This window comes from Roseateles sp. YR242 (assembly GCF_900109745.1).
GTDB lineage: Bacteria > Pseudomonadota > Gammaproteobacteria > Burkholderiales > Burkholderiaceae_C > Roseateles.
Genome location: NZ_FOAV01000003.1, coordinates 422,904 through 449,519, shown reverse-complemented (window position 1 = coordinate 449,519; position 26,616 = coordinate 422,904). Strand labels below are relative to the sequence as shown.

At 64.7% G+C, this 26,616-nt stretch carries 27 protein-coding genes; 16 read left to right on the top strand and 11 right to left on the bottom strand.

The annotated features are described in order from the left end of the window. The first annotated feature begins 90 nt into the window (after window positions 1-90). The 4 genes from BMY53_RS09180 (at window position 91) to BMY53_RS09165 (ending at window position 3,867) form a co-directional block, all read left to right on the top strand. Window positions 91-1,038, top strand: a complete 948-nt coding sequence (locus BMY53_RS09180) for a CysB family HTH-type transcriptional regulator (RefSeq protein WP_092945748.1) — start codon at window positions 91-93, stop codon at window positions 1,036-1,038. 130 nt (window positions 1,039-1,168) lie between these two features. Further along, complete coding sequence (locus BMY53_RS09175; protein WP_092945746.1) at window positions 1,169-2,179, top strand: sulfate ABC transporter substrate-binding protein; 1,011 nt, start codon at window positions 1,169-1,171, stop codon at window positions 2,177-2,179. Window positions 2,180-2,399: 220 nt separating this feature from the next. Beyond that, on the top strand, window positions 2,400-3,311 hold the full coding sequence (locus BMY53_RS09170; protein ID WP_143074005.1) for a TIGR02285 family protein: 912 nt from the start codon (window positions 2,400-2,402) through the stop codon (window positions 3,309-3,311). Between the two features lie 166 nt (window positions 3,312-3,477). Continuing rightward, on the top strand, window positions 3,478-3,867 hold the full coding sequence (locus BMY53_RS09165) for a hypothetical protein (protein ID WP_092945742.1): 390 nt from the start codon (window positions 3,478-3,480) through the stop codon (window positions 3,865-3,867). Window positions 3,868-3,894: 27 nt separating this feature from the next. On the opposite strand, the gene BMY53_RS09160 is transcribed toward BMY53_RS09165, so the two are convergent. The 7 genes from BMY53_RS09160 to BMY53_RS09130 form a co-directional block, all read right to left on the bottom strand. Then, entirely contained in the window at window positions 3,895-4,569 is a 675-nt protein-coding gene (locus tag BMY53_RS09160) for a redoxin domain-containing protein (protein ID WP_092945741.1), read from the bottom strand. Between the two features lie 104 nt (window positions 4,570-4,673). After that, window positions 4,674-6,845, bottom strand: a complete 2,172-nt coding sequence (locus BMY53_RS09155) for a protein-disulfide reductase DsbD family protein (RefSeq protein WP_092945739.1) — start codon at window positions 6,843-6,845, stop codon at window positions 4,674-4,676. Between the two features lie 615 nt (window positions 6,846-7,460). Then, window positions 7,461-7,907: an SRPBCC family protein gene (locus tag BMY53_RS09150; RefSeq protein ID WP_092945737.1), complete on the bottom strand. Its 447-nt coding sequence runs from the start codon at window positions 7,905-7,907 to the stop codon at window positions 7,461-7,463. A 99-nt stretch (window positions 7,908-8,006) separates the two neighbouring features. Further along, on the bottom strand, window positions 8,007-9,203 hold the full coding sequence (locus tag BMY53_RS09145) for an L-dopachrome tautomerase-related protein (RefSeq protein ID WP_218151209.1): 1,197 nt from the start codon (window positions 9,201-9,203) through the stop codon (window positions 8,007-8,009). Window positions 9,204-9,349: 146 nt separating this feature from the next. Then, entirely contained in the window at window positions 9,350-10,000 is a 651-nt protein-coding gene (locus BMY53_RS09140; protein ID WP_092945733.1) for a peroxiredoxin, read from the bottom strand. Between the two features lie 84 nt (window positions 10,001-10,084). Continuing rightward, the gene (locus BMY53_RS09135) at window positions 10,085-10,753 is read right to left on the bottom strand and encodes an RBBP9/YdeN family alpha/beta hydrolase (RefSeq protein ID WP_092945731.1); all 669 of its coding nucleotides are present in this window, start codon (window positions 10,751-10,753) and stop codon (window positions 10,085-10,087) included. Window positions 10,754-10,764: 11 nt separating this feature from the next. Next, on the bottom strand, window positions 10,765-10,983 hold the full coding sequence (locus BMY53_RS09130; RefSeq protein WP_092945729.1) for a TOBE domain-containing protein: 219 nt from the start codon (window positions 10,981-10,983) through the stop codon (window positions 10,765-10,767). Window positions 10,984-11,193: 210 nt separating this feature from the next. Here BMY53_RS09130 and BMY53_RS09125 point away from each other — a divergent pair, with 210 nt between their 5' ends. The 10 genes from BMY53_RS09125 to BMY53_RS09080 all read left to right on the top strand — a co-directional run bounded on the left by BMY53_RS09125 (window position 11,194) and on the right by BMY53_RS09080 (window position 19,951). Continuing rightward, window positions 11,194-13,233 carry a methyl-accepting chemotaxis protein gene (locus BMY53_RS09125; RefSeq protein ID WP_092945727.1) on the top strand — a complete coding sequence of 680 codons (2,040 nt, stop codon included), beginning with the start codon at window positions 11,194-11,196 and terminating at the stop codon, window positions 13,231-13,233. 189 nt (window positions 13,234-13,422) lie between these two features. Further along, the gene (locus BMY53_RS09120) at window positions 13,423-14,463 is read left to right on the top strand and encodes a S1/P1 nuclease (protein WP_092945725.1); all 1,041 of its coding nucleotides are present in this window, start codon (window positions 13,423-13,425) and stop codon (window positions 14,461-14,463) included. Window positions 14,464-14,920: 457 nt separating this feature from the next. Then, window positions 14,921-16,033 carry a 6-pyruvoyl trahydropterin synthase family protein gene (locus tag BMY53_RS09115; protein ID WP_092945723.1) on the top strand — a complete coding sequence of 371 codons (1,113 nt, stop codon included), beginning with the start codon at window positions 14,921-14,923 and terminating at the stop codon, window positions 16,031-16,033. Then, complete coding sequence (gene queE / locus BMY53_RS09110) at window positions 16,030-16,683, top strand: 7-carboxy-7-deazaguanine synthase (protein ID WP_092945721.1); 654 nt, start codon at window positions 16,030-16,032, stop codon at window positions 16,681-16,683. The genes BMY53_RS09115 and queE overlap by 4 nt, the downstream gene beginning before the upstream one ends. 339 nt (window positions 16,684-17,022) lie before the next feature. Next, complete coding sequence (locus tag BMY53_RS09105) at window positions 17,023-17,349, top strand: nucleotide pyrophosphohydrolase (RefSeq protein ID WP_092945719.1); 327 nt, start codon at window positions 17,023-17,025, stop codon at window positions 17,347-17,349. Next, window positions 17,346-18,029 (top strand): 3'-5' exonuclease, encoded by a 684-nt coding sequence (locus tag BMY53_RS09100; RefSeq protein ID WP_092945717.1) that lies wholly within the window; start codon window positions 17,346-17,348, stop codon window positions 18,027-18,029. The genes BMY53_RS09105 and BMY53_RS09100 overlap by 4 nt, the downstream gene beginning before the upstream one ends. A gap of 203 nt (window positions 18,030-18,232) precedes the next feature. Further along, window positions 18,233-18,751 carry a GNAT family N-acetyltransferase gene (locus BMY53_RS09095; RefSeq protein ID WP_092945715.1) on the top strand — a complete coding sequence of 173 codons (519 nt, stop codon included), beginning with the start codon at window positions 18,233-18,235 and terminating at the stop codon, window positions 18,749-18,751. Between the two features lie 79 nt (window positions 18,752-18,830). Continuing rightward, window positions 18,831-19,223 (top strand): hypothetical protein, encoded by a 393-nt coding sequence (locus BMY53_RS26335; RefSeq protein ID WP_255370102.1) that lies wholly within the window; start codon window positions 18,831-18,833, stop codon window positions 19,221-19,223. Further along, the gene (locus BMY53_RS09085; protein ID WP_092945713.1) at window positions 19,220-19,714 is read left to right on the top strand and encodes a PIN domain-containing protein; all 495 of its coding nucleotides are present in this window, start codon (window positions 19,220-19,222) and stop codon (window positions 19,712-19,714) included. The genes BMY53_RS26335 and BMY53_RS09085 overlap by 4 nt, the downstream gene beginning before the upstream one ends. 15 nt (window positions 19,715-19,729) lie before the next feature. Beyond that, a complete protein-coding gene (locus BMY53_RS09080) occupies window positions 19,730-19,951 on the top strand; it encodes a hypothetical protein (RefSeq protein ID WP_092945711.1) in 222 nt (73 codons plus the stop codon). A gap of 30 nt (window positions 19,952-19,981) precedes the next feature. On the opposite strand, the gene BMY53_RS09075 is transcribed toward BMY53_RS09080, so the two are convergent. Beyond that, the gene (locus BMY53_RS09075) at window positions 19,982-21,064 is read right to left on the bottom strand and encodes a hypothetical protein (protein ID WP_143074004.1); all 1,083 of its coding nucleotides are present in this window, start codon (window positions 21,062-21,064) and stop codon (window positions 19,982-19,984) included. A 146-nt stretch (window positions 21,065-21,210) separates the two neighbouring features. Between BMY53_RS09075 and BMY53_RS09070 the strand changes: the two genes are divergently transcribed. Then, a complete protein-coding gene (locus BMY53_RS09070; protein WP_092945707.1) occupies window positions 21,211-22,206 on the top strand; it encodes a helix-turn-helix transcriptional regulator in 996 nt (331 codons plus the stop codon). 17 nt (window positions 22,207-22,223) lie between these two features. Here the strand turns inward: BMY53_RS09070 and BMY53_RS09065 are convergent, their stop codons facing one another. Both BMY53_RS09065 and BMY53_RS09060 read right to left on the bottom strand, forming a co-directional pair. Beyond that, window positions 22,224-22,853, bottom strand: coding sequence for a cob(I)yrinic acid a,c-diamide adenosyltransferase (locus tag BMY53_RS09065; RefSeq protein ID WP_092945705.1), 630 nt, complete (start codon window positions 22,851-22,853; stop codon window positions 22,224-22,226). Window positions 22,854-22,939: 86 nt separating this feature from the next. Then, complete coding sequence (locus tag BMY53_RS09060; protein ID WP_092945703.1) at window positions 22,940-23,314, bottom strand: hypothetical protein; 375 nt, start codon at window positions 23,312-23,314, stop codon at window positions 22,940-22,942. Window positions 23,315-23,521: 207 nt separating this feature from the next. On the opposite strand from BMY53_RS09060, the gene BMY53_RS09055 reads away from it, so the two are divergent. Continuing rightward, window positions 23,522-24,937 carry an FAD-binding oxidoreductase gene (locus BMY53_RS09055; RefSeq protein ID WP_092945701.1) on the top strand — a complete coding sequence of 472 codons (1,416 nt, stop codon included), beginning with the start codon at window positions 23,522-23,524 and terminating at the stop codon, window positions 24,935-24,937. A 58-nt stretch (window positions 24,938-24,995) separates the two neighbouring features. Here the strand turns inward: BMY53_RS09055 and BMY53_RS09050 are convergent, their stop codons facing one another. Beyond that, complete coding sequence (locus BMY53_RS09050; RefSeq protein WP_092945699.1) at window positions 24,996-26,594, bottom strand: SpoVR family protein; 1,599 nt, start codon at window positions 26,592-26,594, stop codon at window positions 24,996-24,998. Between the last annotated feature and the right edge of the window lie 22 nt (window positions 26,595-26,616).

Here is a 26,616-nt window from a genome sequence, read left to right as displayed (position 1 = left end):
TTCTGCGCAAAGCTTATCGATATTTGTTGGAGGACAGGTCAGCAGTGCTTGCGAATAATCAAACCGAATAAGCCAATGACCTGACCAACGATGAATTTCCAGCAACTGCGTTCCGTCCGTGAGGCACAGCGCCGCGGATTCAATCTGACCGAGGTCGCCCAGGCCCTGCACACCTCGCAGCCTGGCGTGAGCCGCCAGATCCGTGAGCTCGAGGACGAGCTGGGCATCGACATCTTCATCCGTGCCGGCAAGCGCCTGACCGGCCTGACCGAGCCCGGCCGCAACGTGATGCCGATCGTGGAGCGGCTGCTGCGCGAAGCGGAAAACCTGCGCCGCGCTGGCGAGGACTTCGCCCGTGCCGACAGCGGGCACCTGCGCATTGCGGCCACTCACAGCCAGGCGCGTTATGCCTTGCCACCGGCCGTGCGGGACTTCCGCAACACCCATCCCGAAGTGAGCCTGCAGTTCCAGCAGGGCACGCCCCAGCAGGTGGCCCGCCTGCTGATGGATGGTGAGGCTGACATCGGCATCGCCACCGAGGCCCTGACCCAGCACCCCGAGCTGCTGACCCTGCCCTGCTACCGCTGGACCCACACCGTGCTGGTGCCGCCGGACCATCCACTGGCGCTGGAATCCGCCAACGGCCAGCCGCTGACACTGGAGCAGATCGGCCGCTACCCCATCATCACCTACGAAAGCGGCTACACCGGCCGGGGCCATATCGACGAGGCCTTTGCACGCGCCGGTGTCAACCTGAACGTGGTGCTGGTGGCCATGGATGCGGACGTCATCAAGACCTATGTCGAACTGGGACTGGGCGTGGGCATCGTGGCGGCCATCGCCTACGACGAGGAACGTGACCGCCTGCTGCGCGCCATCGATGCCCGACACCTGTTTGCCGACAACCTGACCCGGCTGGCTGTGCGCCGTGATGCCTACCTGCGCGACTACGTCTACGCCTTCATCGAGACCTTCGCCCCGCCGCTGCACCGCGACGTGGTGGAGCAGGCGCGGCTGACGCCCAGCCTGGCCGACTGATGCCTGCGGCTGGTGGCCGCCTGTGCGCCACCCCACTGAAGCTGCAAAGCAAAGCAGAACTTCTTGGTTCCCTTTCCTCTGGTGCCCTCCTACATTGGGCACTCCCCCCACCACCAACATCTCAACGCCTGTGAACGCTCTCCGCCGCACCGTATCGCTGCTTGCCGCCGTCACCCTGCTGGGCGGCGCTGCCCTGGCGCAAGCCCAGACCACCCTGTTGAACGTGTCCTACGATCCGACGCGTGAGCTGTACCAGGATTTCAATGCTTCGTTTGCCAAGTTCTGGAAGGCCAAGACGGGTGAGACCGTGACCATCAAGAACTCCCACGGCGGCTCCGGCAAGCAGGCCCGCTCGGTGATCGACGGCCTGGATGCGGATGTGGTGACGCTGGCCCTGGCCTACGACATCGACGCGCTGTATGACCACGGCAAGCTGGTGCCGGCCGATTGGCAGAAGCGCCTGCCCAGCAATGCCTCGCCCTACACGTCGACCATCGTGTTCCTGGTGCGCAAGGGCAATCCCAAGCACATCAACGACTGGCCGGATCTGGCTCGCAGCGGTGTGGACGTGATCACGCCCAACCCGAAGACCTCCGGTGGCGCCCGCTGGAACTACCTGGCGGCCTGGGCCTATGCCCTGAAGCAGCCCGGTGGCAATGCCGAGTCGGCCAAGGCTTTTGTCAAGCGCATCTACGGCAACACCAAGGTGCTGGACTCCGGCGCTCGCGGTGCCACCACCACCTTCGTGGAACGCGGCATCGGCGACGTGCTGATCGCCTGGGAAAACGAAGCCTATCTGGCCGTGAAGGAACTGGGGCCGGAGAAGTTCGAGATCGTCACCCCCAGCATTTCCATCCTGGCCGAGCCGCCGGTGTCCGTGGTCGACAAGAACGTCGACAAGAAGGGCACCCGCAAGGTGGCCGAGGCCTATCTGCAATACCTGTACACACCGGAAGGCCAGGAAATCGCGGCGAAGAACTACTACCGTCCTCGTGACGCGAAGGTCGCGGCCAAGTACAACAAGCAATTTGCCCCGGTCAAGCTGGTCACCATCGACGATGTCTTCGGCGGCTGGCGCAATGCCCAGAAGACCCACTTCGACGACGGCGGCGTCTTCGATCAGATCAGCGTCGCCCGCTGATCCGGTTCTGACCGACGCCCCTGGGCATCGAACGACCTGCCTCTGATGTTCCGGCGGCCCACCGGCCGCCCCACTGTTTGTCTCCTCGGTCGGTCGAAGCCTTGTTACCGCACGGCTGACACCATCCAGACCGTTTGCTCTGTGCGAGCAGCCCCGCCCTGGCGATACCGCCGGCGGGGCTTTTTTTGTCGCCCCCTTGGCGGACCGTTATGCTGCCGCCGTGGAAAACGTTGTCTACATCCGCCGCCCTGCATCCACCCCGCTGCGTCCGTTGGCGCAGCTGCTGCTGGTGCTCGCCACCTGCATGGCCCCCCAGGCCGATGCGGCGCCGGAGCCCGAGCGGGTGGACCACATCACCTGGCTGACTTCCGACAACAGCACTGCCATCAACCCCAACGCCAACGGCGTCACCGACCGGGTGGTGCGTTACCTGTCGGTCTGGTGGCCCGGCGTGACGCATGAAATCGTGGTGGCCAATGCCAAGCGAAGCTGGCAGATGATCGAAAGTGGACAGCAGGTCTGCCGCGCGAACATGGTGCGCACGCCGGAGCGGGAGAAGGTGGCGTACTTCATCAACACGCAATTGACGCCGCCATCGCAGCTGGTGGTTCGGCGGGACAAGCTCACGCGTCTGCCGCGAACTTCTTCAGGCGAGGTGTTGCTGCCGCCGTTGCTGGCGGATACCTCGCTGCGGGGCGCCCTGGTGGACGGCCGCAGTTACGGCACCGCCGTCGACGAGATGATTGCCAAACGGCCCGCAGGCAGCAGCGTCACGCTGTATTCACCGCGTGACTTCGGCGGTCGGCTCCTGCAGATGGTCAGCCTGGACCGGGCGGACTATTCCATCGAGCCCGACATGGCACTGGTGATGATGGGTGAACCCAAGGACCTGGTCACCGTCCCCATCCGTGGCGCCAGCGATCCGGTGATGGCGGGCATCGCCTGCCCGCGCACCCCGTGGGGCCTCGCGGCCATCCGTGGCATCGACCGGGCGTTCGGCCGGCCCGAAGGCGCCGCCAGCCTGCGCCAGGGGCTCATGCACTGGCTGACGCCAGAAACACAGGCCCATTACGCCAAAGAGTTCGACCAGTTCTACCGGGAGCGGTCGCGCCCATCCAAGATCGTGCCCTGAAGACGGGATCTTCGGCGCAGACCGCCTGCTCCAGCCGGTTGCGCCCGGCGGGTGTGGCCAGCGTACGCAACTGATGGGCGTGAAGCTACTCATCCAGGCGGCCCTCCTGTGAACCGGTAGCGACTCCCGCGGCCACTAGTGTCCTTTGGGACACCGGGAAGCTGCCATGCCGATCAACATCACCCCCCATCAGCCGTCATCGGCCATCGGGCGCCTGCCGACGCTCGGCACCCTGCTGCTGGCCCTGGCGCTGACCGGCTGTACGACCGGCCACTGGGTGCGAGACGGCGGAACGGAGGCCGAGCTCCATCGAGATCAGTTTGGATGTGAACGGGAGTCCGCGCAGATGTACCCGGCGATGCCGCGCCAGTCCACCTACGGGCCAGCGACCACCACCGAAACCAGCAACTGCAAGACCAAAGGCAATACGAAGACCTGCAAGAAGAGTACCGAGGAGGCCATGACCTACACCACTGATGACAACAGCAGCGCCCGGTACGATGCCTTCAGCTCCTGCATGCGGGCCAACGGCTACTGGTTCCAGGAAGACCGCTGACGCGCGTCCGACAGGGTCAGCCGCCTCTCAACTCGCGTACTTGATGGAGCAACCATAAGGCCGCGTGCTGGCGTGAGAAATCTTCTTGCCGGCGGCGAGCTCCGTGAGCGCGACTTTCACATAGGGTTCCGCCTTGGCAATGTCCTCGACCTTGGCCGTGGCGATGCTGTCGATGCCTCCCTTGTAGACCAGCACCCCTTGCGGATTGATGATGAAGAGGTGGGGGGAGGTCTGCGCTCCGTAGGCTTTGCCGATCTGGCCGCTGGCGTCCAGCAGCGTGGCTGACGGCGTGGCACCGCGTTGCTCGTTGAGCTTGAGGGCCGTGGCGCCGTCGACAAAACCTTGTTGGCCCGGCGCCGACGAAATCACCTGCAGCCACACCACGCCCTTGCTCACGGCTTCTTTCTGCAAGGCAGGAATGTTGCCGCTGCCGTAATGCTTCTTGACGTAGGGGCAGTCATGGTTGGTCCACTCCAGCACCACCGTCTTGCCACGCAGGCTCTCCAGCGACAAGTTCTTGCCATCCGCCGTGGTGGCGGTGAACGCTGGCGCGGCCTGGTCGATCTGCGCCTGTGCCTGGCTCTGGCCCGCCACGGCCACCAGGGCGGCTCCGATCAGCAGATGACGGCGGGTCGGGCCTGACGAGACGGCCGGCGAACCTTCGGTGGACGGCTGGGTGTCAGAGGAAAATGTCGGTGTCATGGGTCAGTCTCCAGAGTGCGCGCTCGTGGCGCGGGTTGGAAGGTGGGGCGGGAACAGGTCGGTGCAAGCCGGCGTGTAAGCAGGTGGATAGAAGCAGGCACGCCTCAGGTGGCACTGCCTTGCAAGGCAGAAGTGACGATACCGGGCGTGAGAATCTGCGGCAGGACCTGGGCGCCGTCGTCTGCGCCAGCGCCCCCGCCTGCCGGGAAGTAGAGATACAGCGGCACGCCGCTGCGCCCATGTCGCGTCAGCAGCTCAGTGATGCGTGGGTCCTGGCGTGTCCAGTCGCCCTTCAGATAAATCACACCCTTGGCCTGGAATGCGTCCTTCACCTCGGCTGTGGACAGTGCCACACGCTCGTTGACCAGGCAGGTGATGCACCAGGACGCGGTGAGATTCACAAACACCGGCTTGCCCTGTGCCCGAAGCTCGGCAAGGCGCTCCGGGGAATAGGGCTCGTAGCCGTGGGCCGAGGCCTGCGCCGCATCGGGTGTGCTGGTCGAGGCATCGTCCGGCATCAGGGGCAGCAGCGCCAAGGCGGCGGCCACTGAGGCTGCGGCGGCGACGGAACCGGTCCATCGTCCGACCGACGCGGCCGGGCGGCTGACCGAGCGCAGCCAGATGGCCAGGGCGATCAACCCCATACCGGACAACGCGAGCAGCACCCCTTGGGGACCCGCCTGCTGCGCCACCACCCACACCAACCAGATCGCCGCACCGAACATCGGGAAGGCCAGGCCCTGTTTGAGCACCTCCATCCACCGGCCGGGCCGGGGCATGCAGCGCTGCAGCGCCGGCCAGAAGGCCAGCGCCAGGTAGGGCAGCGCCAGGCCGATGCCCAGTGCCATGAACACCAGCACCAGCTGCGCCGCCGGCTGCGCCAGCGCATACGCCATGGCAGCACCCATGAAGGGCGCCGTGCACGGCGTGGCCACCACGGTGGCGAGCACGCCGGTCAAGAAGCTGCCGGCAAGACCGCCCCGGCTGGCCAGGCCCTGGCCGAGGCCGGTAATGCCGGCACCCAGTTCCAGCAGGCCGGCCAGTGAAAGGCCCAACACGAACATCAGCCAGGCGAGCAACAGCACAAAAAGCGGCGAATGGAACTGGAAGCCCCAACCCACACTGGCCCCGGCACCGCGCAACACGAGCAACACGGCGGCCAGGCCACCAAAAGCCACCAGCACACCTGCGGTGTAGGCCAGGCCCTGCCGCCTATGTTCCGCAGGCTTGCCGTGCAGGAAGCTCAGCGCCTTGATGGCCAGCACCGGAAACACACAGGGCATCAGATTGAGGATGAGCCCGCCCACCAGCGCCAGCCCCAGGGCGGCCCCGAGACTCAGCCCATCAACGGCTGGTGCGGGCACTCCCGCCTCGACACGGCCGGGGCCATCGGCAGTGCCGACGCCACCGACCTGGGTACGAACGGCCCAGGACCGATCCCCGACCAGCAGCAGGCCTTCAAGGGTCTGCCCGGCCTGGGCCGGTTGCTCGCCGACCGGCATGCGCAGCCGCCATTGGCCATCGGCCTGGTCCAGCTGCGGCCTGGCCGCGTGCTGGATGCGCCCCCAGTCCTGCGGCAGAAACAATGTTTTGTCCGCCGTGGGGTTCGCACCACCAGCAGCCGCCGGCCATTGCACGATCAGTTCCTTGCCCTGCAGCGCTGCTACCACCGGGAAGGGTGCGGCCGCAGGCAGGGCCGCCTTGGCAGCAGACAGACGCGTGTTGTCCTCCGAGGCAGCGGCTTGCGCGGCCACGGGCAGATGAAGCGTCAAGGTGGCCTGTTGGGGAATGCATTCCTCCCGGCAGACCAACCAGGTGGCATCGGCCTTCAACTGAATGGTCTGGCCGGGGGTGAGGCTGGCCGGCAGCTTCACTTCGGTCAACAACAGCGTCTGGTTCTCGTAGCCGTAGTTGGTGATGGGGCCCACATCAAAGCGTTGGGGTGCCGGCCAATGAATGTCGCTGGCTTGCGCGCCTGCCGGCAGGTCCCAGCTGATGCTGGTGGGTTGGCCGGAATCACCCGGGTTGCGCCAGTAGGTGTGCCAATGCGGCGATATGCGTTGCTCCAGGCCCAGCAGCAAGGTCTGGCCTGGCTGCACGGTGCGTGAGGCGGTCAACAGCCGCACGCTCACTTCATCGGTGGACGCGCGGTCGACGGCCGAGGAGGCCGATGTCGACGAGGCGCTTGGAGAGGCAGGCGAGCTCGTGGCCTGCGCGGCCATCAGCGAGGCCGGCATCACCAAGGCCAGGGCAACGGGAATCAACAGTGAACGCATGACCGTGATGCTAGGGGCTGACTCGCCCTCTCACAAGCTCGGGGAGATTGGCTTTATCACCGGGAAAAGTTGAACTCACCGATACGTGTGTCGACCAGCGATCTCCTTGTTTCCTTACTTCCTTCCATTCGGGAAACAACGCCGTTGGAATCACGGCGTTCCGGGTTTTCACGTCGGCGTCATTTCAACCTTGCGTCATTCCTTGAAGGCTTGAAAACAAGGGGTGTCGGCCAGGGGGCGTGAGAGTTCAACATGGCGAAACTACCCAAAGGCGGCGCGGCTCGCCTTTGAAGTGCCCAGAACAGCCCTGAAATGCCCTGAAACGCCCAGAAATGCCCAAGAGGTGCCGGAGGGACGCCTGGCGCCCCGAATGACCTGAAATGGGCTCGAAAAAACGTCGACACCTGGGAACGGGCCGTCGGGCCCTGCGCCGCAGCCCCCCGCCTCGGCGAAAAAATGAGGTGCAAAAACGTCGACACCCAAAAATCGCGTCGAGGAGAAAAAACGAAGGCCAAAAAAAGCGTGCGATCCAGACATGGGGAATCTCCCGACCCACCCATTGGTGTCGCAAAAACGCGCAGACCCTGACAGCTGCTGACGACCTCTGCGTCCCGGTCAGCCGTTTGGAATATCAGGTTCCGCCAGGAGCGTCAGCAACTGCAGCGACTCCTGCCAGCCCAAATAACAGGCCTCGGGAGGAATCAGTTCCGGAATGCCTTCCTGCGTGATGTCGAGATCGGTCCCGCAGAAAACCGCCTTGAACACCACCGTGGTGATCATCTGGCCCGGCAGATTCACATCGTCGAACGCACTGGTGTAGCGCAAGCGTACGCCCGGCTTCACCTCCAGGTATTCGCCGCCAAAGCTGTGCACCGCCTCACCGGCGAAGTTGGTGAAGGACATGCGCCAACGGCCGCCCACCTTGGCGTCCATCTCATGCACTTCGCCGAGAAAGCCGTGCGGGGGCAGCCATTTGTTCATGGCCCTTGGGTCGGTGAAGGCACGGAAGAGGCGCTCCGGGGGTGCCTTGATGACACGGTGCAGGTGGATGGTGTGCGACATGCTGTCTCCGATGTCTGGTGAAGCTTGAGCTGCCATCACCATAGCCCCAACAGGCGGGGAAGAGAAGACGGGCCACCCCGCGCCACCATCCCCGTGGCGTTACTTCATTGCGCCGATCCAGGTGCGCATGACGCGATAGGGCGGACGGCCCTCGTCCTCGCCCCCGGTGAAGGCCGGTGTCTTGTAGAGCTGGTTCACCGACACATACAACCATTCGCCATCGAAGTAGTGCAGGCTGTCGGGCCAATCGAGTCTGGCGTCGCGCACGAAGGGTTGCGGCCGCCCCTGCGGGCCCAGCACATCAATGCCGGAGGCATTCAGGTTGGTGAAGAAGTGGCGGCCGTCTGGCGTAGTCGCGGCACCGTCCGACACCGGTTTTTCCCCGACGCTGCGAATGGCCGCAGCAGTCTGGGTGTCGCTGACGCCGGAACGCAGCAAATTTGCAGGGACTGCATACCAACGAAGGCCATTCATGGCTCCAAAGAACACCGTCTTGCGATCGGCGGACAAAGTGATCGGATTGACCCCCACCTTGGCGGGCGCCCCCTGGAACTGGATGGCCTTGCCCCCGATGACCATGCGTGCTTCAGGATCTGCCTGCAGCGACGCGTGGCCGCTGAAACGCCGGGCCTCACCGGAGGCGATGTTCACCGCAATCAGACCGGGGTTGGCGATATCCGCCAGGTAGACCCAGCCGTCCACCTCATCCACGGCCAGGTCCTGTACGAAGCTGCCCTTGGGCGCGATCTCCGCCGGCAACTCGATACGGTGCAGCACACGGCCACTGCTGATGTCGAAGCCCCAGAGGCGGGTCTTGCCCAATTGGAGGCCCATGTCGATGACCCACAGGCGGCCACGATGGTCCGCCTGGATGCCCAGGGGCGAATCGATGCGGTCGTCGCTCGACTGGCCAGTGCCGCGCTGCAGATCGGTGCTGGGCCAGGCGCGATAACGCTGCGGGCCGGTGATCTCGATGAGTTGGGCCGCTGCCGGCCCGCCCAGCGGGTGCACGGTGGCAAAGAGGCGGCCGCCCGCGGCGGGTGCCACGTTGCCCGGGCGGAACGGGAGTTCAGCGACGACTTCCAGGTCTCCCAGCTTGTGGGCGGTGGATTTCACCATCGACGGAGCGGTTGATTGGGCGTGCGCGCAGGACAGCGCCACCGCTGCCCCGAGCGCCGCCACGCGCAACACCCGTGCCAGGCTTCGCGTGAGGGGGGTGCCAGCGGCATGGACTCGTGGGAAGGTGGGGCGGGCAGCACCGGCAACGGCCGGCGTCGAACAAGAGAAGTTCTGCATGGACGGTCTGCATTGAAAAGTGAGAACCGTCGCAGTCTGCGGCGGTTCCGTTTTTCAATGAACCCTCTAAGGTTTGAACCTCTTTCAATCGCTGCTTGAAGACGGGCAGCGTATTGCCACAACCGTGGTCTGCCGCATCGGCTGGCTCATTCCCCTGTGCGGCGAGGCAGCGAGGTGTAGCGCAGATAGGGCCGCACCGCCTCCCAGCCCTGCGGGAACTTCTGCTTCAGCACCTCCGGGTCCTGCAGCGAAGGCACGATGACGACGTCATCGCCGTCCTTCCAGTTCGCCGGCGTGGCGACGCTGCGGTGGTCGGTCAATTGCAGGGAGTCGATGACCCGGAGGATCTCGTCGAAGTTGCGCCCTGTGGAGGCCGGGTAGGTGATGGTCAGGCGGATCTTCTTGTTCGGGTCGATCACGAACACCGAGCGCACGGTGGCGGTGGTGCTGGCTTGCGGATGGATGAGGTCGTAGAGCTCGGAGACCTTGCGGTCCGCGTCCGCGATGATGGGGAAGTTGACCTCGGTGTTCTGCGTGTCGTTGATGTCCGAGATCCAGCGCTGATGCGACTCCACCGGGTCGACGGACAAGGCGATGACCTTGGTATTGCGGCGCGCGAAATCGTCCTTGAGCTTGGCGGTGGTGCCCAGCTCCGTGGTGCAGACCGGGGTGAAGTCGGCTGGGTGCGAGAACAGCACGCCCCAGTGGTCGCCCAGCCAGTCGTGAAAGCGAATGGTCCCTTCCGTGGACGCTTGTTCGAAGTCAGGGGCGGTATCGCCCAGGCGCAAGGTCGCCATGAGATGTCTCCGTGATGGTGAGGTGAAGCGGGTGGCCGCTGCGGTGGTGCAGAAATGGATGGGGGCGGCGGATGGCGGCGCTCGTCAGATCGAGAACGACCACTCCAGGATGCTGGCCCGTTCGGGCCGGCGATCCCGTGCGGCTCGGCCCCGGGCTGCTTCCACCCAGCGTTTGGCCAGCGGGAAGGGGCCGAAACCTGACTCGGCGTTGATGTGACCGACCAGGCCCAGGTTGCTGTAGCTGCTGCCCCAGCGAGTGGCCCAGCGCAGTGCACTGGCCGCGCTCATCCAGGGGTCGTTCTGGCTGGCGATCAGGCTGGTGGGCCGTCCCAGCCGCTGGTGCGGCAGTCGTTCGGCCAGGCCGAACTTGTCCGGTTCCGCCGGGGCCACGAGCAAGGCCTCGCGGATGGGGGCGTCCGGATGCTGGCGCAGGTAGTGCGCCAGCGCCAGGCACCCGAAGCTGTGGGCCACCGCGATCCATTCGCCTTCGCCCGCGTTCTCCAGGCGGCCCTGGATGCGCTCGGACCAGCGATCCAGGTCGGGATGGCTGAAGTCCCGCTGCCGGACCCGGTGGGCATCCCGGTATTGCTGTTCCAGCCAGCTCTGCCAGTGGGCCGGGCCGCTGTCGTACAACCCGGGGATGATCAGCAGGCGCGGCGCACCGCCTGGCGGTTTGCCGGACAGGGCCCCCACGGCGGGGCCGGCGGGGTGGCCTGCGGAGGTCGGGATGGGCGGGGTCTGTACAGCGGCCATGGCGGGTCTCCTCAGAGAGTTGCCAGCGACACCTCGGTGGACTTCACCAGGGCCATCACTTCCCGGCCCACGGTCAGGTTCAGTTCCTTGACCGAGCGGGTGGTGATGACCGAGGTGACCACCAGGCCGCCAGCGGTTTGCACGTCGACCTCCGACACCACCGGACCTTCGATGATCTCCTTGATGGTGCCGCGGAATTGATTGCGTACGTTGATCGCGCTGATGCTCATGGGAGGGCTCCGTGAAAGATGGCCCCAGCTTATGCAGCTGCCCTCCATCGCCGAACGAAGGCTTGCGTGCAAAGTCATGCGCTGAGTGCATAAGCGGGCGGCGCCCCACAAGCACAGGAACAAGGGGCAGGGCTAAGCGTTTTCCTTGGTGCCTGCGCTGCCGTGCGACGTTATGTTTTTGTCCACAACCACGCGTACGGAGACAAAGCCATGAGCGAATCTGCCTTGGTGGTGGGGGCGAGCCCCTCGGCCTATGTGCCTGTGCCCGGCAGCGCCGGGTTGGGCGGCTCCGGAGGGGGCCTCAGCGTGGCCGCCCGCTTGTGGACCTTTGTGGGTGTGGTGGTCGTGGCGCTGGTGTTGCTGATGGGCTTTTCGGCCTGGCGCAACACCAGCATGCAGCGCGAGGCGGCCCACCTCATCGAGGTGCTGGACGCCAAGCAGGACGCGGCCCAGCGCTGGGCGTCACTGACGGCGGGTGCCGTGCTGCGGGTGCAGGCGTCCACCATCAGCAGCGACCCGGTGGTCAATGAGACCTTCAAGGCCGAAGTGGCGGCGGCCGTGCAGGAGATCACCAAGGTGCAGAAGGCCATCGAGGCCATGGACCTGACCGATCAGGACAAGGCCTTGATCAGCCAGATTGGTGAGCGCCGCAAGGCGGTGACGGCCTCCTCGGCCAAGGCCACTGAACTGAAGACAGCCGGCAATGGCGAAGGGGCGCGTGACGAGGTGAAGAATCGCTTCAATCCGGCGGTGACGGCCTATCTGGCGGCGCTGGACGAATTCGTCACCTTGCAGGACCAGCAAAAGCTGAAGGAGCAGCTCTCCGTGAATGAGCGACGGGGCGCCACGACCACCATCGCCTGGGTGGTCACTGCCCTCATCGTGGCGGTGTTGCTGGGCGGAGCGGCTTGGCTGGTTCGATCCATCCAGACGCCGTTGCAGCAGGCCTTGCAACTGACCAACCGGATTGCCGAAGGGGACCTGACGGTCAGTTCTCGCAGCAGCAGCCGGGATGAATTCGGGCAGTTGCTCAATGCGCTGGACCGCATGGCCGGTGAGTTGCGTCGGCTGGTGGGTGAAGTCCGGCACGGCGTTGATTCCGTGTCGACGGCTTCCGGCCAGATCGCCACAGGCAATCACGACCTCAGCGCTCGCACGGAACAGACCGCTTCCAACCTGCAGCAGACCGCCAGCTCGATGGAGGAATTGACCGCCACGGTGAGTCAGTCTGCCGACACGGCCCGGCAAGCCACCCAACTGGCCAGCTCTGCTGCCGAGGCCGCGGAGCGGGGTGGCTCGGTGGTGACGCAGGTGACCGACAACATGAACGAGATCACCGCCAGCTCCCGCAAGATTGCCGACATCATCGGCGTCATCGATGGCATTGCCTTCCAGACCAATATCCTGGCACTGAATGCAGCGGTGGAAGCCGCCCGGGCTGGCGAGCAGGGGAGGGGGTTTGCGGTGGTGGCGGGTGAGGTTCGCACGCTGGCGCAACGCAGCGCGGAGGCCGCCAAGGAAATCAAGGCACTGATCAACGCCAGTGTGGAGCGGGTGGAGACCGGTGCCGAACTCGTGGCCCAGAGTGGCGCGGTGATGCAGGACATCGTGGGCAGTGTGCGGCGGGTCAGCGACCTGATCGGTGAGATCTCTGCGGCGTCGACCGAACAGCGCGACGGCATCGGGCTTGTGAACCAGGCCGTCACACAGCTGGACCAGATGACGCAGCAGAATGCGGCGCTGGTGGAGGAATCCGCAGCGGCGGCGCAATCCATGCGGGAGCAGGCGCAGCGCTTGATGGAGGTGGTCTCCAGGTTCAATGTGGGAAGCGGGGGCGACCGGTCGTCGGCGAGTGCGCCTTCCACTGCCTCAGGATCGAGGGCGTCGGGAACTGCCTTGTGGTCAGGTGGTTCCACCGCCGGCAAGGCCAGTTCAACGGGTCAAAGGCCGTCGACGTCGAGCGCTTCTTCGGTGTCGACGGCCAGAACGCCCGCCAGCACGGCGTCGACGGCAGCTCGCCAGGGCTTGTCCACAAGCCCATCCACAAAGTCTTCCACAGGCTCATCCACAGCTTCTTCCACAGCCCGGCCGGCGGCTGTCCCTGCTGGCCCAAAGACGGCGGCCTCGGCCCAGGCCGTTCCGGCTGCATCCAGACCAGCGGCCAGACCCGCAGCCACGGCACCTCGCGCACCTACGCCTGCGCCCAAGCCACCGCCGGCAGACGATTCGGGCGACTGGGAGACCTTCTGAACCAACGCCGACCGGTCGTCTCGGTGGTGCGATCTTCGTCACGCCTGGCCGTAAAGCGGCGGTAAAGCGCTCGAATCCCCGGAATCGCCCTGACGGACTGTCACGGGCAGCCGGGCACAATGGACTGGCTGCGAGCCCCGCCCAGCGGGGCCGCAAGCGTTTGCCATCTGCAACCAGTCCATCTCCCCCATGTTCACATCACTTGCACGAGGCGCAGCGGCGCTCAGCTTCCTGGCGGCCTGTTGCGGCCAGGCTTATGGTTTTGGCGCGGTTGGCCACAACACGGTTGGCGAGATTGCCAACCAGCTCATCCAGGGCCATCGCGCGGCCACCGAGGTCAAGCGCATCCTTGGTGATGTGTCCTTGCGCGACATGGCGGTGTGGGACGACTGTGTGAAGGGCATCGACGTCTACAAGGACTTCAAGTACACCTCCACCGGCCGTTACCCGGAGTGTGCTGTTTTCGAGAACAAGCCGGACGAAGAAGCCCGCATGCGGGACTACGTCAAGCGCAACAACGAGCAATGCACACCGAAGCCGGGCGAGGAGAGCTGCCACAAGCAGTATCACTATGCGAATGTGGCGATCCAGCGGGGCCGTTATCAGGCGGGCGCGATCGGTACCAGCGACCATGACCTGGTGCCGGCGTTGAAGGCCGCGATCCTGGTGCTCAAGGCGGACAAGTCGACCCCACCGATGGATCTGAACGAGCGTGAGGCCTTGGCCTTGGTGGCGCACACCATGGGTGACATGCATCAGCCGCTGCACATGGGTTCGCTCTATCTGGATGCTGCCGGCAAGGTTTATGACCCGGACAAGCAGGGTGCGGATGGACAGACGCATACGGTGGGCGGCAACGCCATCACCTTGACCAAGCCGGACGGCACCCAGGGTGGCAATTTGCACAGCTACTGGGACGGTTTGCCTAACCGGCTGAGTGCTGCCCAGCTGGCTGCCATGCCGGCGCAAGCTCGTCTGGTCACACCGACGGGTGGGTCACCCGACCTGTGGGTTGACGAGTGGGCGACGGAATCGTTGCTGCAGGCTCAGCTGTCTTTTGAAGGGTTGACCTTCGGTCCGCGCCAGGAGACGCCTCGCGGCCCGCGTTGGGCTGCCACGCTGCCCAAGGATTACGACGCCCGCAGCACGGAGCAGATCCGTCTGGAGTTGATCAAGGGTGGCGCCCGCCTGGCGCAGCTGCTGATGTACATCTGGCCCGACAAGCCCTGACCAGCCCAGCAACCAGTCAACCAGAGCCCCGCATACGGGGCTTTTTTTTCGTCTGAGGATGGTCCTCGGTCAGGAGAGCGCCGGTTCGGTGCCCTTTTCCGTAAGTCAAGGAATGAATGGCTGGCGAAGCCAGACAGAAGGGACATGGAGGAAAAGGGTACCGGACCGGCGCTCTCCGTGCGCAGGGAGGCCGCCCCAGCCCCAGCCAGTGCATGACCCTGTGGACCGTTTGCTGACAACTCCCCACTTGTCCACACCCTCCCCACGATCCAGAAAGTTGTTGTCCATCCCTCCCGAAGTCCGCCCCCCTCCACCCACACGGTTACCGCCCTCCCAAGTCGCTGATCACAAACAACTTTTGTGGCTTATCCACATTTTTCGCCAACACCTACCAATACGACTAAGGAGATATACAAGACAAGAGAGTAAGAAAAACCGGGCGTGTCACACTCTCGGAATGTCTGCTTTTCCTTCTTCCCTGTTCACGGCTTCAGCGGCTTTTGAGTCTGCCTGCCACATCGATGCGCTGCCCAAGAGCCACCGCAGCCACCGCTTGCATGGTCACAGCTACCTGGCCACGGTCCGGGCTCAGCTCCCTGCGGGATGGGCCCCCTTCCCGGGCGGTGAAGTTCATGCCTTGCGTGAAGCGCTTGAACGCTGCGTTGCGCCTCTGGACCACGCGCTCCTGAACGACCAGATCGCCCAACCCACGGACGAAAACATCGCCCGCTGGATCCGCCACCGTCTCGCGCATGAGTTTGGTGTGCCGGGGATCAGCCAGGTCGGCATCCAGAGCACCACCCATTCCGGCGTCGACCTGGATGCTGAAGGCCGCGCCCATGTCTGGCGCCGATACCGCTTCCAGGCCGCCCACCAGCTCCCCAACGTCCCGTTGGGTCACAAGTGCGGCCGCATGCACGGCCATGGCTTTGAACTGATCCTGCATGCCAACCAGGACCTGGGCGAGCGTGACCTGAGCATTGACTACGACCATCTGGACGAAATCTGGGCTCCGTTCCACGCGCTGCTGAACTACCAGTGCCTCAACGAGATCGACGGCCTGTCCAACCCCACCAGCGAGATCATCTCCTCCTGGCTGTGGGCGCGCATCAAGCCGCAGCTCCCGGAATTGAGCTGGGTAACGGTGTACGAAACCGGGTCCAGCGGCGCCAACTTCGACGGTGAGCGCTATCGCATCTGGAAGGAATTCACCCTGGACAGCGCCGTCAAGCTCAACCGTGCGCCGGGTGACCACCCGCTCGCCGGCATCCATGGCCACACCTTCACCCTGCGCCTGCACCTCAGCGCCCTGCTGGACCAGGTCTACGGCTGGGCCATGGACTTTGGCGATGTGAAGCAGCTGTTCGAGCCCATCTACAAGTCGCTGGACCATCATCCCCTGCACGAAATTCCCGGGCTGGCCGACACCGACACCGCCAGCCTCGCGGCCTGGATCCTGGAACAGTCCCGCGCGCAATTGCCGCCGCTGGAACGGGTGGACCTCTACGAGACCCGTGGCAGTGGCGCCATCGTCAGCCTGGTGCCCTTCGAGGAGCTGATCCCGGTATGACCTACGCCGTCAAGGAAATGTTCTACACCCTCCAGGGTGAGGGCGCCCAAGCGGGCCGGGCGGCCGTGTTCTGCCGATTCGCCGGCTGCAACCTGTGGACCGGCCGTGAGCAGGACCGCACGGCGGCTGTCTGCACCTTCTGCGATACCGACTTCGTGGGAACGGATGGGCAGGGCGGCGGCAAGTTCACGACCGCCGAGGCCCTGGCGGATGCCATCCTCGCCAAATGGCCCGGCAGCGGTGCCGGCCACGCAGGAACCGCCGGCAAGCCCTACGTCGTCTGTACGGGCGGCGAGCCGCTCCTGCAGCTGGATGTGCCGTTGATTGAAGCCCTGCACAGTCGTGGCTTCGAGATTGCCGTCGAGACCAACGGTACCCAGCCCGCCCCGGAAGGGCTGGACTGGATCTGTGTCAGCCCCAAGGCCGACGCAGAGCTGGTGCTGACGCAGGGCCACGAGCTCAAGCTGGTCTATCCCCAGCCTCTGGCACCGCCTGAGCGCTTCGCACATCTGGCCTTCGACAACTTCTTCCTGCAGCCCATGGATTCAGTGCTGCAGAAGCAGAACATGAAGGCGGCGGTGGCCTATTGCATGGACCATCCGCAGTGGCGGCTGTCGATCCAGATGCACAAGGTCGTCGGCATAGACTGAAACGGGTCGGGCTGTAAAGCCAACAAGGCTGTGGAAAAGTTTCTGGCAACTGCCTGCTTGTCCACAGCGAATCGCGATCCGGTGAATCTGTTGTCTGTTCATGCAGGGGAAAACAAGGGCCTCGCGCACAGTGTTTATCCCAGCGCAAGCTGTTGAATTTATTGATATTTCATGGCTTGTCCACAGAAAGCGTCTCCCTCTACTAAGACAACTAAAGAGATATCTAAAACCTTGATGTTGAAAACAGGGGCGAGAACTTTCCGCGCGACGTTGTTGCAACGCCCCTGGGGTCACCACAGCGCTTGAAGGCCACCGGCCGGCCTTGCACACTGCGAAGCCATGGACATCGTCGACCTGCAGCTGCGTCTGCGTGCTTTTGCTCAAGCCCGGGAGTGGGAACCCTTTCTCACGCCCAAGAACCTGGCCATGGCCCTGGTGGTGGAGGCCGCTGAGCTGGTGGAAATCTTCCAGTGGAAGACGGCCGAGGAGTCGATCTCGCTGGACGCCGCCAGCCAGGAACATCTGGGCGAAGAGATTGCCGACGTGTTGATGTACCTGCTGCAGATCGCAGACCGCAGTGGGGTCGACGTGGCCAGCGCGGTAGAGCGTAAATTGCGACTCAACGCCATCAAGTACCCGGCGCCGCCCAGCCCTCACACCGCATGAATCGCACCTTCGCCGTCATCGACTTCGAAACCACCGGCCATTCGCCGCAGGGCGGTGGCCGCGCTACGGAAATCGCCGCGGTGCTGCTGCGCGACGGTGAGATCGTGGGCCAATACCAAAGCCTGATGAACACGGGTGCGTGGATCCCGCCGATGATCGAACGGCTCACCGGCATCAGCAACGAGATGGTGGCGAGTGCGCCGGACGCTGCCGTGGTGATGCGCGAGGTGTCCGAATTCACACGGGGGTGTGGCTTCGTGGCGCATAACGCCTCGTTTGACCGCGGCTTCTGGGTGGCGGAACTGGCGCGTGCCCATGAAGGCGTCGACGTCGACCCGATGGCGGCCAAATTCACGCCGGAGTTCGTGTGTACGGTCAAGATGGCGCGCCGCCTCTATCCCGAGTCACCCAACTGCAAGCTGGGCACCTTGGCCCAATATCATCGCTTGCCCAACAATGGGCGGGCTCACCGAGCGCTTGCGGATGCGATGACCACCGCCCAGCTGGTCCAGCGCATGCAACGTGACATCGCGGCGGAACTGTCCGAGGCCTTGGGGGAACTGAATGTCGAACATGAGCTGATGCTGCGGCTGCAAGCCGTGGCCAGGCCCTTGTGGTCCAAGGCCGCTACGGGCTACGCACGCGATGCCAAAAGGCATCTGCAGGCGTCGCTGGTGTGATCGCGTACGGCGTAGGGTGTTCAGGAACCAGGGTTGAAAGGCCCGCTGTGGGGGCGCCCGTCGAGGTCTGTGTGATGTGACAGCTCACCGGTTGAAGCGGTTCTCAAAAGCAGATCAGTAAATCATTTACTGTCAAGATGCCTGTTTGGCCGCAGAGACTGGGACAATCTTGCGCTTTCCCCGATTGGCGTTTGTTCTCAGGTATGTCGAGTATTCAGGTTCGCCCGGCCACGTTGCGTGACGCCAAAGCCATCGCCCAGATCCAGGTCTCCTCTGCGCAGGATGCCTACAAGGAATTCTGGCCCGATGCTGCTTTGAACGGTCTCTCCGTGGCCCAACGCCAGGCGTATTGGCGCGAGGCCATCAACATGTGCGAGCCACAAGTGTTGGTTGCACATCTGGACAATGAAGTCATGGGCTTCGTCGGTTTCGATCGTTCTCGTGACAAGGGTACGCCCTCCACGACGGGCGAGATCTGGGCCATGTATGCCGCACCTGCCCATTGGGACAAGGGTGTGGGTCAGGCCCTGGTTGAAGCCGCGCAAGAAGGTCTTCATGAAGAAGGTTGCACCCGTGTGACCCTCTGGACCTATCGCCACAACGCCCGCGCCATGCGCTTCTTCGAGATCGCCGGTTTCCGTCAGGAAACTGACACCGTCAAGGCGATCGATGTCGAAGGCAAGCCGCTGGAGCAGATGCGTCTGCAACGTTCGCTCATCTGAGCGGGTTGTCACTGTCATCAACCTTCACAGCGAGTCTGTGCCGCTTCCTCCACGGAGGCGGCAAGGCTCGCTATCCACGTTGGTAGTTCCTGTGCTGGCCAAGCTCACTTCCAAGAATCAATTGACGCTTCCCAAGAGCGTCACGGACAGCCTCGGCCCGGTGCAGTACTTTGAAGTGCAAGTGCAAGCCGGCCAGGTGGTGCTGACCCCAGTGCGCATCCAACGCGGCGACGCGGTGCGGGCCAAGCTGGCGGAGCTGGAACTCGGTGACGAGCTCTTTGCCGAGGCGTTGGCCTGGGCGGCGGACAAGCCCACCAGGACGGTGAAGGCGAAGGCTGTGCCGTCCGAACCCAAAGCGGCCCGGCCAATGGGCACGGCAAAGCCGGTGAAATTGGCCAAGCCGGTGAAGGCCGTCAAGGCGGCTGCCAAGGTCAAGCCCTCCCAACCCGCCACCCGCCGTCGCGCCGCATGAGCCGCCGCACCGGATCGGGAGCACCCGCGCGCGTGGTGCTGGATCCCGCATTGGTGTTGCGGGCCTTGTTGTGTTCGGATGAACCGGCCCGGCTGTTGCGCCGCGCCTGGCAGCAGGGCGTCATTCGTCCGCTACTGAGCGCGGAGAGCGCGGCCCAGTTGGTCAGGGCTTTGGCCTACCCGTCGCTCAAGTTGACGGTGAGCGAGCGTGAAGAGCTGCTGGCCGATTACCTGCCCTATGTCGACGCGTTGAAGCTCGACATCAGCACCCGTGTGTCCCCGGCAGGGTTGAGCCCATTACAAGCCCAGCTTCTCCAGATGGGACGGCAGGGCGATGCCCGTTGGATCATCACCGGGTGCCAGGCCTTGCTGGCGTGGTCGGTCCGAGGCCGCCGCGTACCGCGTGGTGTGCGAGAGCCGTGCACGATCGTGGACGTTACCTCGTGGTACCGGGTGTTGACCCCATCACAGAAGACCCAGCTGCTTTGCTAAATTGCGCGCTCTTCTATGAGCAGCAGCTTTCAAAATCGCATTCCGACCAACATGTGGCGCGTGGTGTTCTATGAACGCCGCGGCAACCGTGTTCACGTCGACCGCACTGGCCCCTGGTTGCCGGAAAAGCGCCTGGCCACGAACTGGGCCCACTGGTTCTGTGAACGGGGCTACCACGTGGCGCTGCAAGACCAGACGGGGCTGACGGAAAAGGTCAACCCCGGTCTGCCGAGCTGAGCCCGCCGCGGATAGGCGCATCCGGCGCCATCACGCGACCTCGCGGTATCCCTGCCGCTCCAGCGCCCAACCCTCCGTTGCCGCTATGCCGTGGCTTTGCACGCGCACCGTGCTCAGCCGCTTGTGGGCCGCACGTTGCACCAGTTGCTCGGCCTGTTGCGGGTTGAGCCGGAGGGCAAAACGGGTCCAGCGCTTCTGCAGCAGCGGGCAGCGCCAGGCGTCTTCCAGCGCCCAGCGGATGGCCATGGGGTCGCTCAATGACTGGCATTGCAGCACGCGGGGCACCAGGGCCAGCACAAAGCGGGAGAAGTCCGCCCGTGCGTCGTCACTCAAGAGGGCTTCCAGGCGGGTCAGGCGTTGGCTCCATCCCGGTGTGGCCAATTGGCGTGTGACCAGTGCCTGCAAGGCCTGGATGGGATTGAACAGGCGTAGACGATTGGGCGGCAGGACGACCATGGGCAGTTGGGCTGCCAGGTCGTGCGGCACTTCGGTGACGAAGCTGGCCAGGACAGCCATGCGCTCCCAGCCGTCGGCCTGGAGACCACCAGCCACGGTCATGGGACCCTGACGGAGGCTTTGCGCCATGGCCCAGGCCTGCTGCCAGTTGCGGTCGGCCTTGGCAGCGTTGGCCGCCCGGCTGATGACGGCCAGGTTGCCAGCGGCATAACCAGCGTCGTCACGAACACGGTCGACGGTGCGTTGTTGCGGGTCTTGCGCGGTGTCGGTCAGCGGCAGGCGGCTGATCGGGCAGTGGGTGGTGTCCAACTGCTGCAGATAGTTGGGCGTGACCAGCAGGGTTTCAAACTGGCGCCCGCGTTGCCAGGCGTGCAGGCGCAGTGAGAGCCAGAGCTGCGTGTGGCGGTGGGTGCGCAGTGTGCGGCTGCCAAAGGTGGCGCGGCCCAGCTGCCAGCCGTGTTGCAGCGGCGACTGGCGGAACAGTTGATCGACCGGGGGCGTCAGCCCGTGATGGGCATAGTCCCAGCCCAGCTCGAAGCCCAGGCGCTCATGGCTGGCCACCGCCGGGGTGGACGAATCCGCGTCCTCGATGGCCATGGGCAATGCGAGCTGCTGGACGGTGATGTCATGCGTGGATCGTTGGACAGTGGCAACCATGGGACGCTCCTTGAAGGGCAAGTGGTTCAGGCTTGCGATCAAGTGTGAGCGGCAGGTAGCTCATAGAATGAGCCACCTGGGGGACGAGGTCGACAATTGTCAAAAAATTTTCGTGGCCCCTATCCGCAGCATCGCAAGGATCACCCGTGGACCGTACCGAGCGCTTCTACAAGATCGAAATGCTGATTCGCAGCCGTGGCTGCGTGAGCTTTGCGGAACTTATGGCCGCGCTGGAGGTGTCGCCCGCCACGCTCAAGCGTGATCTGCAATATCTGCGCGAGCGGATGGATGCGCCGATCGAATACGACGCTTCGGAGAATGGCTACCGTTTTGGCCAGCAGTGGCGGGGCCAGCGCCATGAGTTGCCGGGCGTGTGGTTCAGCGAAAAGGAACTGCATGCGCTCTTGACCATGCATCAACTGATGGCGAGCCTGGATGAGAACGGCTTGCTGAACCGTCACCTGCAGCCGATGCTGGACAAGCTCATCGGCATGTTGGGGGGTGGTGAACATCAGGCCCAGGAGATGACCCGGCGCATCAAGCTGATTTCCACGGCGCGGCGGCGGGTGGCTTCCGAGCATTTCGAGACCGTGGGCAGTGCGGTGGTGAAGCGTCAGCGCTTGCGGATCCGCTACCGCAAACGAGGGCAGGGGGGCGGTGCCATCAGCGAACGGGAGGTGTCCCCGCAGCGCCTGGTGCACTACCGGAACACCTGGTACCTGGATGCCTGGTGCCATGCCAGCGAGGGCATGCGGCGCTTTGCCCTCGACGCGATGGAGGAGGCCCAGGCGCTGGAGGGCGGCGGTGTAGAAACCTTGCCGCTACGGCAATTGGAAGAAGAGCTGGACCAGGGCTACGGCATCTTCGCCGGGGGCGACCCTCAATGGGCCACGCTGGTGTTCAGTGAGAGTGCTGCACCCTGGGTGGCCAGCGAGGAATGGCATCCATCCCAGCGCAGCGAATGGCTGCCGGACGGGCGCTGGCAGCTGGAGATTCCGTTCGTCGACGCTACCGAGCTGCTGATGGACCTGTTGCGCCATGCCGGGCAGGTGGAGGTGCTGTCTCCGGAGAGCCTGAAGGAGGCCTATGCCCAGCGCCTGAGAAGTGCGGTGGCCGCCTTGGACAAGGCCAAGGCCAGCTGACGGGGCACGCGCCTCGTTCAGGTGGTGGGGGAAGAATCCACCGAACCCGCTGCTGCCGCGTCCTGTGCCTCGGCGGCCTCATATCTCGCCAGGCGTTCGCTTTTCCAATAGACGTCGTCGCCGCCTTTTCCGTCGAGGTTGGCCCGGTTGAGCACGCGGGCCAGCACAAACAGCAGGTCGGACAGGCGGTTGAGATAGTGGCGCGGTGCCGGGTTGATGGTCTCGTGCGCGGCCAGGGTGACCACGGCCCGCTCGGCCCGGCGTGCGACGGTGCGGCACACGTGCGCAATGGCGGCACTGCGTGTGCCTGCGGGCAGGATGAATTCGGCCAGGCGGGGCAGGGCGGCGTTGTGATCGGCGAGTGCCTGGTCCAGGTGAAGCACCGCCGCATCCTTCAGCAGGCTGTAGCCCGGCATGCAGAGTTCACCGCCAAGGTTGAACAGCTCGTGCTGGATCGTGACCAGCAGATCCCGGACCGGCTCGGGCAATGGCTCGGCCAGCAGCACCCCGATCTGCGAATTGAGTTCGTCCACATCCCCCATCGCCTCGATGCGCAGGTGGTCCTTGGGCACGCGTGAACCGTCACCCAGTCCGGTGGTGCCATCGTCGCCTGTGCGTGTGGCGATCTGTGAAAGTCGGTTGGCCATGGCTGCGCGTGTCGGCAAGTGCTGTGAAGCCCGCATCTTGCCGCAGATCGCGACAGCCGCCGCGCAGGTGACGTGGTGCGCGACGTTCAGTGCCGGCGGCCACTCCGATGGAAGAGGCTGCGCTGCACGCCGGCATGCGGGGTGGCGGCATGGGCCCACAAGCCAGCGGTGCGGTGGGTGGGTGCACGGGCCGCCTGGATGCTGCGTGACACGGGCGCGGCCGGTTCCGGGCGGCGGCGTAACCGGGTTTCCTCCCCTGCCGGGAGGCTCCCGGGCCGCTGGACCTCCGCGATGTCAGCGCGGGCGGCTGATTCAGCGGCTTCGGCCCCGGTGGCCTGCCGCAACTGGTCCTGCCACCAGACCTGCAACCAGTCAAAACGCAGCGAGGCCAGCAGGGTCAAGGCCAGCAGCACCAGGAACAGGGCCCACAGCAGGGCGGGGGACATCCAGGGTGAGGACATGGCGAACTCCTTTCGGGAGTGGCAGCGGCGCAAACCCTGCCAGAGTGGCTCTATCGTGGCACTGTGAGCGCCTGCCGGCAAGCGCCATGGCGGTGGAGCCCTTTCAACAACACTGTGGATGAGCCCCCCGTCAGCGGCTCGGGGCGGTGACTTCCTACAATGGCCCGGACAGGCCCCGCCATCACCACGAGGCCGCAGGAGACCCTGATGAACGCGCCACGAGAGTTTTCGGGCATTGCCCCCCGTCCGGTGCCCGCCGCCATGCTGGAGGCCCTGCTGGAACGCTTTGGCAGCCGTTGCACGACCGCGCTGGCGGTGCGGGAGCAGCACGGCCGGGATGAATCGCCGTTTGATGTGGCACCGCCTGAAGCGGTGGTGTTTGCCGAGACCAACGAAGAGGTGGCCGAGGTGCTGGCCCTGGCGGACGAACACCGGGTGCCGGTGATTCCCTACGGTGCGGGCACCTCGTTGGAGGGGCACCTGCTGGCGGTGCAGGGTGGCATCAGCCTGGACCTCTCCCGGATGAACCGCATCCTGCAGATCCATGCCGAAGACCTGACCGTGACGGTCCAGGCCGGTGTGACGCGCAACCAGCTCAACGCGGAGCTTCGGCACCTGGGGCTGTTTTTCCCCATTGATCCCGGTGCGGACGCCACGCTGGGTGGCATGAGTGCCACCCGCGCCAGCGGAACGAATGCCGTGCGGTACGGCACCATGCGTGAGAACGTGCTCGGGCTGACCGTGGCCACGCCGCACGGGCGGCTCATCCGTACCGGGTCGCGGGCCCGCAAGAGCAGTGCCGGCTACGACCTCACCCGGCTGTATGTGGGCAGCGAGGGCACGTTGGGCGCCATCTGCGAGGTCACGCTGCGTCTGTATCCCCTGCCCGAAGCGGTATCTGCCGCCGTCTGTTCCTTCCCCACCATCGATGCGGCGGTACGCACCACCATCGCCATCATCCAGATGGGGGTGCCGATTGCGCGCTGCGAGCTGCTGGATGCCCATGCAGTCCGCGCCGTGAACCGGCATGACAAGCTGACCCTGACCGAATCCCCGATGTTGCTGATGGAGTTCCATGGGTCGACGGCCAGTGTGCAGGAGCAGGCTGCCACCGTGCAGGACCTGGCCAGCGAGATGGGCGGCACCGATTTCCAGTGGGCCACCACCCCGGAAGAACGTACGCGGCTATGGACGGCACGTCACCATGCCTATCTGTCGGCGCTGCAGATGCGACCGGGATGCCGCAGCGTCACCACGGACACCTGCGTTCCCATCTCCCGCCTGGCGGAGTCCATCAACGAATCGGTGCTCGAGGTGGAGGCCAGTGGCCTGCCGTATTTCATCGTCGGCCATGTGGGGGACGGCAACTTCCACCTGGGCTACCTGATCGATCCGGCGCAGCCGCAGGAGCGGGAACTGGCCGAGCGCCTGAGTGCGCAGATGGTGGCGCGCGCCATCCGGCTGGAGGGCACCTGCACCGGTGAGCATGGCATTGGCCTGCACAAGCAGGACTTCCTGCTGGAGGAGGCCGGGGCGGGAACGATTGATCAGATGCGGGTGCTGAAGTCCGCGCTGGACCCGCACAACATCATGAACCCCGGGAAGATATTCCCGTTGCGCTGAGCCGCAGGGCGGTTGTGGTGGCGAGCACACCGTGAGGGCGTGCCCGCGTGGGTGCTGCTCAATGCTGGGGCGCGGGCACGCTCCAGCGCCGGGTCACGTCCCCGCGACCATTGACACTCTCCAGCTGCACACCAAACCCCCACAAGCGCGCCACATGCTTGAGCACCTCCTGGGCGGCGTCATGCAAGGGGCGGTCCATATGCTGGGTGTGCCGCAGGGTCAGGGAACGGTCGCCGCGCAGGTTGACGTTCCAGACCTGGATATTGGGTTCGCGGGTGGAGAGATCGTATTGCCGCGACAGGGCCTGGCGCACATGCTGGTAGCCGGCTTCGTCGTGGATGGCGGAGATCTCGTATTCGGACTGCTGCTCTTCGTCCAGGATGGCAAAGAGGCGGAAGTCCCGCATCAGCTTGGGGCTGAGGTATTGCGCGATGAAGCTCTCGTCCTTGAAGTTGCGCATCGCGTGGTCCAGCGTGGGCAGCCAGTCGCTGCCGGCAATGCCCGGGAACCACTCGCGGTCTTCAGCGGTGGGCAGCTCGCAAATGCGCTTGAGGTCGGTGTACATCGCAAAGCCCAGCGCGTAGGGATTGATCTGCGCCATCGGCGGTTGCGCCACCACGTTGGTGTGGGACTTGAGCCACTCGATCATCATGCCGTCGGACAGGTAGCCGTCGTCATACATGGTGTTGAGCAGCCGGTGATGCCAGAAGGTGGCCCAGCCTTCGTTCATGACCTGGGTCTGGCGCTGGGGATAGAAGTACTGCGCAATCTTGCGGACGATGCGCACGATTTCCCGCTGCCAGGGTTCCAGCAGGGGCGCGTTCTTCTCGATGAAATACAGCAGGTTCTCCTGCGGCTCATCCGGAAAGCGGCGCTTCTCTTCGGCCTTGGCCTCGTCCTCCGGGCGGCGGGGCAGGGTGCGCCACATGTCGTTGACCTGCTGCTGGGCGTAGGCCTCGCGGTCTTTGCGCATGGCCTGTTCCTGCGCCAGCGAGAGCTTGGCCGGGCGGCGATAGCGGTCGACGCCGTGGTTCATCAGCGCATGGCAGGAGTCCAGCGTGGCTTCCACCGTGTCCAGGCCATAACGCTGCTCGCAGTCCGCCACATAGTTCTTGGCGTAGACCAGGTAGTCAATGATCGACGAGGCGTCGGTCCACATCCGGAACAGGTAGTTGTTCTTGAAGAAGCTGTTGTGGCCGTAGCAGGCATGGGCAATGACCAGCGCCTGCATGGCCAGCGTGTTCTCCTCCATCAGGTAGGCGATGCAGGGGTCGGAGTTGATGACAATCTCATAGGCCAGGCCCATCTGCCCACGCTTGTAATTGCGCTCGGTGGCGATGAACTCCTTGCCGTAGCTCCAGTGGCGGTAGTTCACCGGCATGCCGACGGAGGCATAGGCATCCATCATCTGCTCGGCAGAGATCACCTCCAGCTGGTTGGGATAGGTGTCGAGCCCGTACCGCTCAGCGGTCTGGCGGATCACGTCGTGATACTGCTCAACCAGCTCGAAGGTCCAGTCGCTGGGCGAGGGCAGCGGATGCTCGGGCCGGCGCAACAGCGGCTTCATCTGGGTCAGTGGCGGCTTGGTCCGCCGTCCGCCGTATTCGGCCTGGTTCAGGCCGGCGCCGACAGCGCGCCGGTTTTCAACACTGCTCATGGTTCACCCTCCAGGGATCGGC

Coding starts and splice junctions, on each gene's coding strand:
- BMY53_RS09095 (WP_092945715.1), top strand. CDS start 18,233: ATGTCGAGTATTCAGGTTCGCCCGGCCACGTTGCGTGACGCCAAAGCC.
- BMY53_RS09075 (WP_143074004.1), bottom strand. CDS start 21,064: ATGGTTGCCACTGTCCAACGATCCACGCATGACATCACCGTCCAGCAG.
- BMY53_RS09055 (WP_092945701.1), top strand. CDS start 23,522: ATGAACGCGCCACGAGAGTTTTCGGGCATTGCCCCCCGTCCGGTGCCC.
- BMY53_RS09165 (WP_092945742.1), top strand. CDS start 3,478: ATGCCGATCAACATCACCCCCCATCAGCCGTCATCGGCCATCGGGCGC.
- BMY53_RS09105 (WP_092945719.1), top strand. CDS start 17,023: ATGGACATCGTCGACCTGCAGCTGCGTCTGCGTGCTTTTGCTCAAGCC.
- BMY53_RS09100 (WP_092945717.1), top strand. CDS start 17,346: ATGAATCGCACCTTCGCCGTCATCGACTTCGAAACCACCGGCCATTCG.
- BMY53_RS09180 (WP_092945748.1), top strand. CDS start 91: ATGAATTTCCAGCAACTGCGTTCCGTCCGTGAGGCACAGCGCCGCGGA.
- BMY53_RS09085 (WP_092945713.1), top strand. CDS start 19,220: ATGAGCCGCCGCACCGGATCGGGAGCACCCGCGCGCGTGGTGCTGGAT.
- BMY53_RS09065 (WP_092945705.1), bottom strand. CDS start 22,853: ATGGCCAACCGACTTTCACAGATCGCCACACGCACAGGCGACGATGGC.
- BMY53_RS09160 (WP_092945741.1), bottom strand. CDS start 4,569: ATGACACCGACATTTTCCTCTGACACCCAGCCGTCCACCGAAGGTTCG.
- BMY53_RS09060 (WP_092945703.1), bottom strand. CDS start 23,314: ATGTCCTCACCCTGGATGTCCCCCGCCCTGCTGTGGGCCCTGTTCCTG.
- BMY53_RS09050 (WP_092945699.1), bottom strand. CDS start 26,594: ATGAGCAGTGTTGAAAACCGGCGCGCTGTCGGCGCCGGCCTGAACCAG.
- BMY53_RS09135 (WP_092945731.1), bottom strand. CDS start 10,753: ATGGCCGCTGTACAGACCCCGCCCATCCCGACCTCCGCAGGCCACCCC.
- BMY53_RS09080 (WP_092945711.1), top strand. CDS start 19,730: ATGAGCAGCAGCTTTCAAAATCGCATTCCGACCAACATGTGGCGCGTG.
- BMY53_RS09145 (WP_218151209.1), bottom strand. CDS start 9,203: ATGCAGAACTTCTCTTGTTCGACGCCGGCCGTTGCCGGTGCTGCCCGC.
- BMY53_RS09125 (WP_092945727.1), top strand. CDS start 11,194: ATGAGCGAATCTGCCTTGGTGGTGGGGGCGAGCCCCTCGGCCTATGTG.
- BMY53_RS09130 (WP_092945729.1), bottom strand. CDS start 10,983: ATGAGCATCAGCGCGATCAACGTACGCAATCAATTCCGCGGCACCATC.
- BMY53_RS09155 (WP_092945739.1), bottom strand. CDS start 6,845: ATGCGTTCACTGTTGATTCCCGTTGCCCTGGCCTTGGTGATGCCGGCC.
- BMY53_RS09120 (WP_092945725.1), top strand. CDS start 13,423: ATGTTCACATCACTTGCACGAGGCGCAGCGGCGCTCAGCTTCCTGGCG.
- BMY53_RS09150 (WP_092945737.1), bottom strand. CDS start 7,907: ATGTCGCACACCATCCACCTGCACCGTGTCATCAAGGCACCCCCGGAG.
- BMY53_RS09140 (WP_092945733.1), bottom strand. CDS start 10,000: ATGGCGACCTTGCGCCTGGGCGATACCGCCCCTGACTTCGAACAAGCG.
- BMY53_RS09115 (WP_092945723.1), top strand. CDS start 14,921: ATGTCTGCTTTTCCTTCTTCCCTGTTCACGGCTTCAGCGGCTTTTGAG.
- queE (WP_092945721.1), top strand. CDS start 16,030: ATGACCTACGCCGTCAAGGAAATGTTCTACACCCTCCAGGGTGAGGGC.